The sequence below is a fragment of the Fluviibacterium sp. S390 genome (genome assembly GCF_049800695.1).
Classification (GTDB): Bacteria; Pseudomonadota; Alphaproteobacteria; order Rhodobacterales; family Rhodobacteraceae; genus Meridianimarinicoccus.
In genome coordinates, this window is the sequence record NZ_JBNAFN010000006.1 from 1 (window position 1) to 13287 (window position 13287).

General features: G+C 62.5%; 11 protein-coding genes, 1 tRNA gene and 1 other RNA gene. 3 read left to right on the plus strand and 10 right to left on the minus strand.

What is annotated here, in order from left to right; translation table 11 throughout:
• Positions 1–429 (plus strand): IS5 family transposase (locus ACP15K_RS06370; protein WP_424990092.1); only part of this gene is annotated, 429 nt, incomplete at its 5' end.
• Between the two features lie 268 nt (positions 430–697).
• On the opposite strand, the gene ACP15K_RS06375 is transcribed toward ACP15K_RS06370, so the two are convergent.
• The 9 genes from ACP15K_RS06375 to ACP15K_RS06415 all read right to left on the minus strand — a co-directional run bounded on the left by ACP15K_RS06375 (position 698) and on the right by ACP15K_RS06415 (position 10535).
• The gene (locus ACP15K_RS06375; protein ID WP_424990093.1) at positions 698–1012 is read right to left on the minus strand and encodes a type II toxin-antitoxin system RelE/ParE family toxin; all 315 of its coding nucleotides are present in this window, start codon (positions 1010–1012) and stop codon (positions 698–700) included.
• A 4-nt stretch (positions 1013–1016) separates the two neighbouring features.
• A complete protein-coding gene (locus ACP15K_RS06380) occupies positions 1017–1271 on the minus strand; it encodes a ribbon-helix-helix domain-containing protein (RefSeq protein ID WP_424990094.1) in 255 nt (84 codons plus the stop codon).
• A 610-nt stretch (positions 1272–1881) separates the two neighbouring features.
• Positions 1882–1971, minus strand: a tRNA-Ser gene (locus ACP15K_RS06385).
• A gap of 213 nt (positions 1972–2184) precedes the next feature.
• Positions 2185–4596: a DUF3772 domain-containing protein gene (locus ACP15K_RS06390; RefSeq protein WP_193141036.1), complete on the minus strand. Its 2412-nt coding sequence runs from the start codon at positions 4594–4596 to the stop codon at positions 2185–2187.
• 5 nt (positions 4597–4601) lie between these two features.
• Complete coding sequence (locus ACP15K_RS06395; protein ID WP_424990095.1) at positions 4602–5633, minus strand: cysteine synthase A; 1032 nt, start codon at positions 5631–5633, stop codon at positions 4602–4604.
• Positions 5634–5688: 55 nt separating this feature from the next.
• Positions 5689–6714: an NUDIX domain-containing protein gene (locus ACP15K_RS06400; RefSeq protein WP_424990096.1), complete on the minus strand. Its 1026-nt coding sequence runs from the start codon at positions 6712–6714 to the stop codon at positions 5689–5691.
• A gap of 84 nt (positions 6715–6798) precedes the next feature.
• Positions 6799–8010: a class I SAM-dependent methyltransferase gene (locus tag ACP15K_RS06405; RefSeq protein ID WP_424990097.1), complete on the minus strand. Its 1212-nt coding sequence runs from the start codon at positions 8008–8010 to the stop codon at positions 6799–6801.
• Positions 8011–8059: 49 nt separating this feature from the next.
• A complete protein-coding gene (locus ACP15K_RS06410; RefSeq protein WP_193141040.1) occupies positions 8060–9481 on the minus strand; it encodes a cryptochrome/photolyase family protein in 1422 nt (473 codons plus the stop codon).
• A gap of 64 nt (positions 9482–9545) precedes the next feature.
• A complete protein-coding gene (locus ACP15K_RS06415) occupies positions 9546–10535 on the minus strand; it encodes an MDR family oxidoreductase (protein WP_424990098.1) in 990 nt (329 codons plus the stop codon).
• A gap of 188 nt (positions 10536–10723) precedes the next feature.
• On the opposite strand from ACP15K_RS06415, the gene ACP15K_RS06420 reads away from it, so the two are divergent.
• Positions 10724–11773 carry an extracellular solute-binding protein gene (locus ACP15K_RS06420; RefSeq protein WP_424990099.1) on the plus strand — a complete coding sequence of 350 codons (1050 nt, stop codon included), beginning with the start codon at positions 10724–10726 and terminating at the stop codon, positions 11771–11773.
• Between the two features lie 60 nt (positions 11774–11833).
• On the opposite strand, the gene mbfA is transcribed toward ACP15K_RS06420, so the two are convergent.
• Positions 11834–12811: an iron exporter MbfA gene (gene mbfA, locus ACP15K_RS06425; RefSeq protein ID WP_193141043.1), complete on the minus strand. Its 978-nt coding sequence runs from the start codon at positions 12809–12811 to the stop codon at positions 11834–11836.
• Positions 12812–12897: 86 nt separating this feature from the next.
• On the opposite strand from mbfA, the gene ssrA reads away from it, so the two are divergent.
• Positions 12898–13247: a transfer-messenger RNA gene (ssrA, locus tag ACP15K_RS06430) on the plus strand.
• Positions 13248–13287 lie beyond the last annotated feature (40 nt).

Consider the following 13287-nt stretch of genomic DNA (forward strand, 5'->3'; position numbering starts at 1 on the left):
GGTTTTGGGCGCTCAAGAGGTGGGTTCACGACCAAGATCCACCTCCGCGTCAACGCGGCAGGCCTGCCCATGAGAACCGAAATCACGCCGGGCCAGACGTCCGATTACATGGGCTTTGATCTGGTCATGGCTGACAATCTGTCCGAGCCAAGCGTCCTGTTGGCCGACAAGGGCTATGATGCTGACAGCATTCGCAAAACAATGGGCGCGCGGGATGTTTTAACCCAGATCCCGATGCGCAAATCCCGCAAAATGCGCGTCGGCGTGGATCACTCTCTGTATTCCCTACGCAACCTGGTCGAGCGATGCTTCAACAAGCTCAAGAATGCCCGCCGCGTCGCCACACGCTACGACAAAACGGCTGAGAGCTTCCTCGGTTTCATAGACATCACGTCAATCCGCCTCTGGGTCCGCCTTTTGTCAACATGACCTAGTAGCCGCCCCTTTCCCTCAACAATATGGCGAATGGCATCTTCCTGACCCTCTCGAAAATCCGCAGATCTATGCCCCGAACCAATTCTAAGTAGTTCTCTTGCGCGTTCAGCATCATATGCCAAGCCAATTCTCCCCAGTTTTATTTTGGGCAATCCATCGGCGAGCCCCGTTATACTTTTTTTGACTCCACTCCCAAGAATCCACAAACCTGACCGACAGAGAGTTGGTCTGTAAACCATACAAAGTACGGTGGAAAATGACGCTACTCATAAAAATCATCCCGGAAGCGGTCGATCTGATGCATCCGCTCGTGCAGGATTGTCACGATCCCGATGTCACCATTTGAGAGATGACGCCAGTAAACAAAATGGCGCTCGTAGCGAAAGAAGAACCCGTTGAGGCCAAACTCGGCCGGGATGGGCTTTGACACCACACCGTGGGCTGTGATCTTGTCGAATGCGGCAAACAGACGGGTGATGTACGTCTCGGCCTGATCCTCACTCAACCTGTCCCGGGTATAGCGGAAGATGTCATCGAGGCGATGGGACGCCCCTTCCTGGATATGGATTGCGGGCACCGGGTCAGGCCCGGTTCCGCGCGATCACCTCGGCCGCCGTCAGCGACTGATAGGAGTCCTCCGGCGCGGAGAAGGCATGCGTCAACTCGGCCTTCAACCTGCTGAAGGCTTCCTGCTCCGCTCTCTCCTTGTCCCGGCGGATCAGGTCACGGATGTATTCGCTGACGTTCTCGTACGACCCGTCATCGCCGACATTGGCGGATACGAAGTCGCTCAAGGCCCCACCAAGGCGGACGGTCATCGTTGTCGTTCGGGACATCGCGCTGCTCCTGTTATCTTACCTGTATTCAATATAACCAACAAAGCACACAGAACAAGTGTGACCTGCACCTTTGGGCAGCCGATCATTGCTCGGTCTCCCGCAACGGTAGCTCGCACTCCGCTCGCAAGATGACATCGGCACATGTCCATCCTGCTCGAAGGACGCGCCTTTGCGAGGCCGCCGTATGGCCTCTGCACCAGATTGAGGCGATCCGGGGTCCCTGAAGCGCCAGCGGTGCCGGACGGTTTTTCATCACGGGTTTCGACGGGGAATTGGGATGCGAAACCACCCAAGCAATCCGCAACTTTACGCTGGCATCCCGAGCAACGCGCCTACCGTGTGTTCTGTCTATGTTGACATTGATATCATTCGGATCGCCGATTTGGGTTTTGGCGGGGTTCGGCGGCAGAGCATTGAAAGGTAACGAGAAAACGGGACCGAACCGGAGCGGGCGAGGTTCGCCCAAACTGAGACCGAGGGCCATTCTGAGCCCAGCTGCAGCGTGACGTCGCGTCTATGAAGTTCGGTCGGTTCTCGCAAACCCCTTTGATAAAACGGAAAAATCCGTGCCCGTCGAAGGGCTGTCACTGGTTCGCGATGGGGATAATGGCGGAGAGACAGGGATTCGAACCCTGGAGACGGTTTCCCGCCTACACACTTTCCAGGCGTGCGCCTTCGACCACTCGGCCACCTCTCCGTGAGGCGGACGGTTAGCAGAGATCGGGAACCGAGGGCAAGGTGGTTTTGGTGTTTTTTCGTACTGGATGCCAGACGTTTGACGCGACAGCCGGTGGGGTCGTTGTCGCTCGCGGCTGCATTCTTCCACACCGATGCAAACCGCGCGCGGCTGCGTCGCGACCCGGCCTCGATCCCTGCCCTGCCGTGCCGAAACCACCCCCGCAGTCAGGGCCTAGTCGGGATCGTCGCCTTCGGGCTCCCCCGGGTCGGCTCCGCGCGTTTGCTGGGGCGGCGGCATCATGGGGGTGACCTTGGGGGCAGCCCCCGAGCCTGCCATTTCGCCGAGGGCTTCGGGATTGCGCAGCCACAGGTCGCGCTGTGCGAAGGGGATCTCGATGTCTTCTTCCGCGAAGCGGCGGGCGATCTCGTGGTTCATGTCGGACTTCACGCCCAGCAGGAAGTTGACGTCCCGCAGGATGGCGCGGATCTCGAAGTCGACCGAGTCTGCGCCGAACCCCATCAGGTAGACCGATGGCGGCGGCGAAATCACCACCATGGGATGCTCGTTGGCGATCTCGAGCAGGATCTTTTCGACCTTGCGGGTGTCGGTGCCATAGGCCACGCCCACCGGCACGATAACGCGACCGATGAGATTGCCTCGGGTCCAGTTGGTAACCTGCCCCGAGACCAGATCGGCGTTGGGAATGATCACATCGGTGCGGTCGAAGGTTTCGATCCTTGTGGCGCGCACCGAGATGCGGCGGACATAGCCCATGACGCCGCCCACCTCGATCCAGTCGCCTTCCGACACCGGACGCTCCACCAGCAGGATGATGCCGGACACGAAGTTCGACACGATGGTCTGCAAGCCGAAACCGATGCCGACCGCCAGCGCCGAGGCCAGGATCGCGAGGTTCGAAAGATCAATGCCCGCCAGCGTCACCGAAACGATCGCGGCCAGGAAATACCCGATGTAGCCAACGCCCGAAACGATGGCTGTGCGCGCCCCCAGATCCAGCCGGGTCTTGGGCAGAACCGTGTTGCGCAGGGCACCCTGCACCAGCCGGGTCAGGCCCGCGCCCGCCGCGAACGCCACAGCCAGTGTGAAGAACACCATGGGCGACAGCTGTATCTCGCCGACCCTGAAGCCCTCGCGTACCTTGGCCAGGATCTCGGTCAGGTCGGTGACCCGCGCGCCCCAGATCAGCGCAATGAACGGCAACGACACCAGGATCAGCGCCGCCGCGACCAGCGTCGGGAGAAGACCCTCGTCAGCCTCGTCCTTGCCGCGGCTGGTCCGATACATCTGTATGGTCTGCCTGAACTCGCGATCCAGCAGAGAGATCAGACCCAACACCAGAAAGGTGCCGGCGGTGGAAAACACCAGTTGCTTGCTGAGCACCGCATAGCCGGCAATGCCCGCAAGCGGGCCGACGACCGCAAGGAACATCCCGGCCAGAGCAAGGAAGTTGACCACCCCGTTCGAGAACCCGTGATCCTTCGAGATGTCCTGGGCGACCGTGTGGCGGAACAACCGGCCCATGCGTAGCAGCGCATAGGCACAAATGAAGCTCAGCAACAGGCCGACATAGGCTTCGGTCTGCGGCATGAACTGCATGCGTTGGGAAAAGGTGCTCAGCCCCTGCTCAAGCGCCAGGGTCAACACCATGGTGCGCGACAGCATCCGTCCGCCGGAAACCTGCGAGTTTTGCAGGCGCAGCGGTGTTTCGTCGGGACCCTCCTTGGGGAAAAGGTGGCGTGTCAGCCAGATCCCCGAAATCAGCATGAACCCGAAAGAGGCAAAGCCGGCCAGAAGCGCGCTGCCCGTCCGGCCGAACAGCCCGGTCAGTTGCAGCCCGACCAGCAGCAGGCCAAGACCGGCCCAGGGCAGCACCAGTTGCGCCGCCGCCAGGACCACCCGGACGACATGCTGCAGCACGCGATTTCGGATCTTGGCTGTTTTCTGGAAGGCTTTTTCCAGCCAGTGGCGGCTGCGGAACAGAAGAAAGATGCCCGCCAAAAACGAGATCAACACACTTGGCAGATTGTCGATGATCGACTGGCGCTGGTGTTCGTCCCGCAGAATCAGGAGGATCTCGCTCGGCAGACGGCCAAAGGCCTTTGAGAAATCGCCGAGCAGCGATCCCCAATTGAACGGGTTGATCGGGCTGGAGTACCGTTTCAGAACCTGCCGCGCCTGTCGGTCCCGCAGCACGGCATCGATCTCGCTGACCAGCCCGTCTGCTTCGACAAAGGCCTCGGTGGCGCGCAGGACCGGTTGGCGCAGTTCCAGAAGCTGCGTGTTCAGTGCCGCGCGACGGTTGGCGACCTCTTCGGCTTCGGCCTCGCCTTCAGCAGGGGCCGGTCCCAGGGCAGAAAGCTGACGCTCGATCCGCTCGACCTGGGATTCATTGGTGTTCTGCGCGGCCAGAAACCGCTCTCGATACTCGGCCAGATCGTTGCGCAGCCGTTCCAACGTCGCATCATCGGCGGTGTCGGCCTCCAGCACACGCTCGATGCGTCCCGCCATGCTTTCCCAGTCGGCGAAGGTCTCCTCGGTGAGATCCTGCGCTGACAGCGGTGCCGCCAGAAGCAACACCAGCATCGCCGCAAGGCGCACATGCGCCGCGATGCGCGTCATCATGCGTGTCAATCCTCGTACACGGCGGGAAGTCTGGCAGGGGCCCGATCCAGCCATGCTGGCACGGGCAGCCCCTTTTCCTTCAGGAAGGCCGGGTTGAACAGCTTGGACTGATAGCGGGTGCCATAGTCGCACAGGATCGTCACGATGGTGTGGCCCGGCCCCATGTCCCGGGCCATGCGTACCGCGCCGGCGATGTTGATGGCCGAGGATCCGCCCAGACACAGTCCTTCTTCCTGCAGCAGGTCGAAGACATAGGGCAAGGCTTCCGCGTCGGGGATCTGGTAGGACATGTCGGGCGTAAAGCCTTCAAGGTTGGCGGTGATCCGCCCCTGCCCGATGCCTTCGGTGATCGAGCCGCCCTCGGCCTTCAACTCACCCTGTGTGTAGAAGTTGTACAGCGCCGCGCCCTCGGGATCGGCCAGACCGATTTTCACGCCCTTGGGTTGAAGCACTTCGGCCACCCCGGCGATGGTGCCGCCCGAGCCGACCGCGCAGATGAAGCCATCGACCTTGCCGCCGGTCTGGTCCCAGACCTCGGGAGCGGTGGTCTCGACATGCGCCTGCCGGTTGGCGACATTGTCGAACTGGTTGGCCCAGATGGCGCCGTTGGGCTCGGTCTTGGCAAGCTTCTCGGCCAGACGGCCTGAATAGCGGACGTAGTTGTTGGGATTGCGATAGGGCGCCGCCGGCACCTGCACCAGTTCAGCCCCGGCCAGACGGATCATGTCCTTCTTTTCCTGGCTCTGGGTCTCGGGGATCACGATCACCGTGCGGAACCCCATGGAGCAGCCCACCAGAGCCAGCCCGATGCCGGTGTTTCCCGCCGTGCCTTCGACAATGGTGCCGCCGGGTTTCAACTGGCCCTTGGCGACCGCGTCGCGGATGATGTAAAGCGCGGCGCGATCCTTGACCGACTGGCCCGGATTGAGGAATTCGGCCTTGCCGAGGATCTCGCAGCCGGTGGCGTCACTGACCTTGTTCAGGCGGATCAGGGGCGTGTTGCCGATTGCGGATGCCAGGTCAGGGTAAATCGCCATTGGAACTCCAGAATGCAGATGTGTCTGCCTTGTCTAGGCACGCAAGGCGGCGGTTTCAACCGCCCGCACCAAGCCTGTGGTGGTTTGCATCAAGCCAGTAGGCGGAAATCATCAATGGCCCCACGGGAATGTCACCGCGCGTGATGGCGGCCATCAACCCGGTGCGACTCATGACATGGCCGCGGATGTCCTCACCCTCGATGTCCAGACCCGCCAGTTTTCCGGCATCGTCGGGCAGATCCGCCAGTCCGATGAAGGAATACAGGTACTCGGAAAACGCGCCGGTCGAGGGGTAGTATTCGCCGATCTTGTGCAGCCCCGTCACCTGCACATGCGCTTCTTCCCAGGCTTCGCGGATGGCGGTGTCCTCGGGATCGTCAGCCGGTTCGATCCGGCCCGCCACGGGTTCCATCAGCCAGAGCCCGCGATCGCCGCGCGCCAGCGGCGCGGCGCGCAACTGCTCGATCACCAGCACCCGGTCGCGGACCGGGTCATAGGGCAGAACCGTCACCGCGTCGGAAGCCATGAACACCCCGCGCGTCAGGGCCTCGCTGCGGGTGCCGTCGAAATGGGCGTGGTCATAGATGTAATCGACCACGGTAAAATACTGATAGTAGCCATAGGACTTGTGCTGGACGGTCAGGTCATCGCGATCCAACCCGCTGGGGCAAACCCGCCGCGCCGCCTGCGCACGCAGTCGCGAATCCGCGCGCGACCAGATGTTGTTCAACCAGGTCGTCAGCGTCTCGGGCGAGCGCGACGTCCGGTGCAGCATGATCTCTTCCGCCGCCGCACGCCAGATGTTGCGCCACCGTGGCGTCCAGACGTCCGCACTGAAGGTTCGTCCCGCAAGTATCTGATTGTCCGGCAGGAGTTGTGCAAACTCCGTGGACAGGTCCAGCCCATGCGCGGCCAGATAGTAGTCCAGACGCGCCTGAGCCTCGGCGGTGATCAGCGTCAGGTCGGCCTGCGGCCAGCCTTCGGGATCGAGCAGGTTTGCCAGTTGGTAGGCGTCGCTGCCCAACACGGTCGTCAGCAATGTCTCGTCGGCCAACGGGCCCTGAACCTTGTAGCTCGCCATGCGATCTCCTTGCGCCTGTCGCCCGTTGGTGCCTTCTTGGCGCGGGCGGGTCCAGCCGTCAGATGGCCCCACCCCCGCGACGGGTCAGGCGGGCGCGCGCACGGTGATCTGGGTCACATCGCAGACTCCGGTGCGGAAGGCCGCCGCGCAGGAGGTCAGATAAAAGTCCCACATGCGCCGGAACCGATCATCGAAGCCCATGCGCGAGATCTCGTCCCAGCGATCATTGAAGGATTCGGCCCAGCGGCGCAGGGTCTGGCTGTAGCTCTCGCCGAACTCGATGGATCCCGCCACCGCAAGGCCCGCCTTTTCCACCTCGCGACGCAGCACGCTAGGACTGGGCAGGAAACCTCCGGGGAAGATATACTTCTGGATGAAATCCACCTGCTTGCGGTAGGCGTCAAAGCGGGGATCCTCGATGGTGATGATCTGCAAGGTGGCGGCACGGCCCGGTTTCAGGCGGTTGCGCAGGGTCTTGAAGTAGACCGGCCAGTATTTCTCGCCCACCGCTTCGAACATCTCGATGGACGCGATGCCATCGTACTGCCCGGTTTCTTCGCGGTAATCCTGCAACTTGATCTCGACGCGATCCGACAGGCCGATCCGTGCCATACGCGCGCGGGCATAGTCGTATTGTTCCTTGCTGATGGTCAGCCCGGTCACCTTCAGGCCCCGTTCTTTCGCGGCATACTCGGCGAACCCGCCCCAGCCACAGCCGATCTCCAGCACATGCTCGCCCGGTGCCACGTCCATGCCATCCACCATCGCGGCGTATTTCGCGGTCTGGGCGGCTTCCAGGCTTTCCTGCCCGGTGTCGAACAAGGCCGACGAATAGGTCATCGTCTCGTCCAGCCACTGACCATAGAAATCATTGCCCAGATCGTAGTGGTGCGAGATGTTCTTCCTGGCCTGACGCCGCGAGTTCGACTGAAGCCAGAACCGCAGCCGCTCCAGCGCCCGCACCAGTCCCATGGCCGGGAATCCGTTCAGCATGGCGTCGTCGGCGGTGTTGATCAGATCCATGAAAGCCTGAAGGTCCGGCGTGCTCCACCACCCGTCCATATAGGCTTCCGAAAACCCAAGGTCGCCCTCGCGCAGCAGGCGCGCGAACACTTCACGGTTGTGAATGTGCACTTCCGCTACCGGACCGGGCGATGCCCCCTCGACGCGAAACACCCGCCCGTCGTCCAGATGCACATCCAGACGCCCGCAGGGAAGCCGCGCGGCCTGGGCAAAAGCCGCCCCGAAGTAACGCGGCAAATCGGTCTGCCCTTTGGTGCTGGTCAAGAATGTCATCTTCGTTCCTTTGTCCTGTTGCAGTGGCGAGGTTGTCCCCCCGCGTCTTTCAAAAATCCCGTGCCTCATAGGCGGCCAGCGCGCGTTTGCGCCCCTCGGCCAGGCCGACCACCGGGTCGGGATAGGCATCCTTGGCGCTCAGGCCCCAGGATCGGGGCACAGCATCGAAATAGGCCAACGCATCGGCAGAGGGGTTGGCGCGGCCTTCGGCCAGCCAGCGCCCGGAATACCCGTGGCCGGGATCGAACTTTTCCAATTGTGTCACCGGATTGAAAATCCGGAAATAGGGTGCCGCATCGGGGCCGCTGCCGGCAACCCATTGCCACCCCATGGCGTTAGAGGCCGGGTCCCAGTCGCGCAGGCAGTCGGCGAACCACGCCTGCCCGATTTTCCAATGCGTCATCAGATGCTTGGTCAGATAAGATCCGACGATCATCCGCCCCCGATTGTGCATATGGCCGGTCACATACATCTCGCGCATGGCGGCATCGACGAAGGGCACCCCGGTGCGCCCCTGTTTCCAGGCCATCACCTCGGGGCTGTCTTCCTTGCCGGACCAGCCGAAGCGATCCCAGCCCTCGCGCCAGTTGTCGGTGGTGATCCGGGGTGTGTGAAAGGCCAAATGGTGGGCGAATTCGCGCCAGACCAACTCCTTCAGGAAATGATCGGCCCCCTTCGCGCCTTGCCGCGCGGCCTCTTGCCCGGCGTGCCACAACCGGCGTGGGCTGATCTCGCCATGGGTCAGGTTCTCGCTGAGGAACGAGGTCGCGGGCTCTGCCGGGAAATCCCGCATCTTGCGGTAGTCGTCGACCGGCCCGTCCAGAAACCGCGCCAAACGGGTTTCGGCGGCCTCCTCTCCGACCCCCAGATGCGGGCGGACCACCTGGGCCCCGCGGTTCAGGGCGGCATCAAGCTGCCAGTCGGCAATGGTCTCTGACGCGGGCCAGGTGTCGGGGGCCGGAATGCGCGCAGGTGTGGCCAGCGGCAGGCCGGGATCACGATCCTTCACGGCCCGCCAATAGGGCGAATAAACCCGATAATAGCCGCCCTGCTTGGTGTCCACGGTCCAGGGTTCGAACAGCAGATGGCCCGCGAAGCTGCGCGCGTCGATGCCGTCGTCGACAAGCGCGGATTTGACCGAACTGTCGCGCGCGCGACTGTCCGGGTCCACAAGACGCGACCAGTAGACCGCCGTCGCCCCGGTTTCGGCAATCAGCGCCCGCAGGGTATCAAGCGCCCTGCCCCGGCGCAGGATCAGGCGACTATCGGCGTCGCGCAGGCGCTTGTCCAGCGCCTCCGCCCCCAGCGCCAGCCGCCATCCGGGAAGCGCGCCGTGGGTTTCCATGACTTCGTCGTAGATGAACACAGGCAGGACCGGGACGTCCCGGTCGATGGCCGCACGCAGCGCGGGGTTGTCGGCCAGGCGCATATCACGCCTGACCCACCAGATGACCGGATCCTTGCTACTCATACCGCCCCCACGCGCGTCAAATGCCTTTACAATATCTTACGGCGCGGGATCGGGGTCGGATCACTCAGGCGTGCACATCGACCACAACGCGGCCCTGCACCTGTCCTTTCAGGATATCCGCCCCCAGTCGCGGCAGATCGGCAAGGGTCGCGGGTTGGATCATCGCTTCAAGCTTGTCCATGGGCAGGTCGGTGGCCAGACGATTCCACGCCTCGACCCGGTCCTCGATGGGCCGCATCACGCTGTCGATGCCCAGCAGGTTGACCCCGCGCAGCAGGAAGGGAACGACGCTTGCGGGCAGATTGGCGCCGCCCGCCAGTCCCACGGCGGCCACCGATCCGCCGTATTTGATCTGTCCCAGCACCCGCGCCAGCATCGGCCCGCCGACGGCATCGATGCAGCCGGCCCAGGTTTCGGTCTCCAGCGGACGCTTGACGGTCTCGTTGATCTCGTCGCGCGGCACGATCTGCGACACGCCCAGCGATTTCAGGTAGTCGGCGGTCTCGGGCCGCCCGGTCACACCGGCCACCTCGTACCCGAGGTTGGCAAGGATCGCCGTGGCGACCGAGCCCACACCGCCGGCAGCCCCGGTGACCAGAACCGGACCCTTGTCAGGCGTCAGCCCGTGGTTTTCCAGCGCAATGACCGACAGCATCGAAGTATAGCCCGCCGTACCCACCGCCATCGCCTGCCGGGTGGTGATCGCCTCGGGCAGTTTCACCAGCCAGTCGGCCTTGACGCGGGCTTTCTCGGCGTAGCCGCCCCAGCGGTTTTCGCCGACGCGCCAGCCGTTCAGCACCACCCGGTCGCCGGGGGTGAAGCGCGGATCGTCGGAGCTTTCGACCACGCCCGCGAAATCAACGCCCGGCACATGCGGATAAGTGCGCACCAGCCCGCCGCCCGATCCAAGGCACAGCCCGTCCTTGTAGTTCACCGTCGAATATTCGACGGCCACAATCACGTCACCCTCGGGCAGGCGATCTACGGACACGTCTTCGATCGCGGCCGAGGTTTCTCCGGCTTCGTTCTTCTGAACCACCAGTGCTTTGAACATCGTTTCCCCTTGTCGTTTTATCCGGTTGTATCGCGTGAAAGCGGCCCGGAATCCGTTAATGCCGTCCTTGGGTCATGCTTGACGGATTTTCCCGGCCTTGCCTACCGTTGCCACGTCAATCAAATGTGATTGCGGCCATGGTCAAAAAGATCGGGTCGATGTGCAGAAAAACAAGGAGTCTCCAACAGATGCGTTCCTCTCTCTCCCTTCTGGCCGGCGTATCGCTGTTGGCCCTGACCCTGCCGGCACAGGCCGACGACGGCGAGTTGCTGATCCTTGACTGGTCGGGGTTCGAGGAAGATCCCTATTGGGAAGCCTACGCCGAAAAACATGGCGACATGCCGACTTATTCCTTCTTCGGGGATGAGGAAGAAGCGTTTCAGAAGTTGCGCTCGGGCTTTCGCGCGGATGTGGCCCACCCTTGCCCGCAATCCGTCCAGAAGTGGATCGAGGCCGACCTGATCGAACCCTGGGACGTGTCGAAGATCCCCAGCTACATGCAGGTGGCCGAGGTGTTCCGCACCGACCCGACCTTCGTGCAGGATGGCAAGGTCTATTTCATCCCCGGCGACATGGGCGCCACCGCCATCGCCTATAACACTGATGAGTTGACGCCCGAGGATGTCTCGACGCTTCAGGTCTTCACCAACCCGGCGCTGGCGGGGCGGATCTCGCTGCCCGATGTGGTCGATGATGCCTATGCGCTGGCCTATCTGGCCACCGGCACCACCGATTGGACGCAGGCCACCGAGGAGGATTTCCAGAAGGCCAGCGCCTGGTTGCGCGAAGTGCATCCGCTTGTGCGCACCTATTGGACCGATGGCGCCGAACTGGCGCAACTGATGGGCACCGGCGAGGTGCTGCTGAGCTGGGCCTGGAACGAAACCCCGGTGCAACTGGCCGACGAGGGCCAGCCGATTGCCTTTGAACGCGAGCCGCAGGAAGGATCTTCCATGTGGTTCTGCGGCTACGTCAACATCAAGGACGGTCCGGGCGACGAGGCCAAGGCGCATGACTTCATGGAAAGCTTCCTGCAACCCTCGGTCGCCGAATATATCGTCACCGAATGGGGCTATGGTCACGGCAATGCCGCTGCCATGGAGGCCATCGACGCCGCCACGCTGGAAGAGGTCGGGTTGAACCCCATCGACGGGCCGGTCCTGAACCAGGTGCCCATGGACATCCGCCTGCGCGAGCAGATGGTCAAAGAGTTCGAACGCATCAAGGCCGGCTTCTAAGCCACTGACAAAAAAGGCCCCACTTCGGGGCCTTTTCCTTGTCTGGCAGACAGGGCGTCGCTAACCGACGCCGATCAGGATGCCTGCGGCCAGCACCAGCGCGCCGCCCAGAACCACCTGCAGGGTTGCCCGGAAGAACGGCGTGTCCATGTATTTGTTCTGGATCCACGCGATGGCCCAAAGCTCGATGAAGACGACGATTACGGCAATCGTGGTCGCGGTCCAGAAATCCGGGATCAGGTAGGGCAGCGCGTGGCCAAGCCCGCCGATCGTGGTCATCACCCCCGAGGCCACGCCGCGTTTCCATGCTGCCCCCCGGCCCGAGATTTCGCCATCGTCCGAGGCCGCTTCGGTGAAGCCCATCGAGATGCCCGCCCCGATCGAGGCCGCAAGCCCGACCTGGAAAGTCTGCCAGGTGTCCTGCGTGGCAAAGGCCGCGGCGAAAATCGGTGCCAGCGTCGAGACCGAGCCGTCCATCAACCCTGCCAGTCCAGGCTGCACCCAGGTCAGCACGAACTGCCGGTGCCGGGTCTTTTCCTCGGCATCCTTGGCGCTTTCGGTCAGATGCTGTTCGGCCAGATCGGCGGCCCTGGCCTCATGCCCGGCCTCGATGGCGGCCAGATCGTTCAGAAGCGCGCGGGTGTCGGCATCGGTGCTGCGGCGAGCGGCGGCCTCGTAATAGCGTTGCGCGCCACGTTCCATTTCCTCGGCCTGCCCGCGAATGTCGTCCAGCGACAGGTTCTCCATCAGCCAGACCGGCTTGCGGGTGTAGAAATCGGCGATGTGCTCGCGCCGGATCAGGGGGATGGTGTCACCGAACCGCGCCTTGTGCAGGTCGATCAACCGCTGCGCGTGCCCTTCTTCCTCGCGCGCCATGCCTTCGAAGATCTTTGCGCTGGCCGGATAGCTTTCACGCAGTCGCGCGGCGAAACTGCGGTAGATCTGGCTGTCGTCCTCCTCGGACGAAATCGCAAGGGCGAGCACTTCCTGCTCGGTCAGGTCGGAAAACCGCCGACGGCCGGTGAAACGGGACAACATGGATCCACCTTTTTTAGAACCGTTCTAATATTCAATCCCCGTTGTATCGCGTCCAAACGACAAATCAAGCCCGATCCTGCCTGCGGCCGCTTGCACATGGCCGCATCAGCGCCTACATTTGGATTGTTCTTCGGAACTATGGACATAAACGCGCTCGTAATACACGGACTGGACCCGGGGGCGGTACCCGGCGGCTCCACCAAAAATCCTTTGTTTGGGGATCATGGGGCCGAAACAGGATCGACGGACGTCTAAAGGGGTTAGCTTTGTCTCGGTGAGATACCACCGTTATCGGTTCAAAAAGCATAGTTGCAAACAACAATCGTGCTCCGGTGGCAGTCGCTGCGTAAGCAGTGCCTAATACCGAAATCTTAAGTCCAGTCGCTTTGCAGCGGCTGGCGGGGTTCGCAGGTACCTGGCAACAGAAACCTGCACTTCCCCCCCAACATGCGACGCAGTCGTGACACCCGCAGGCT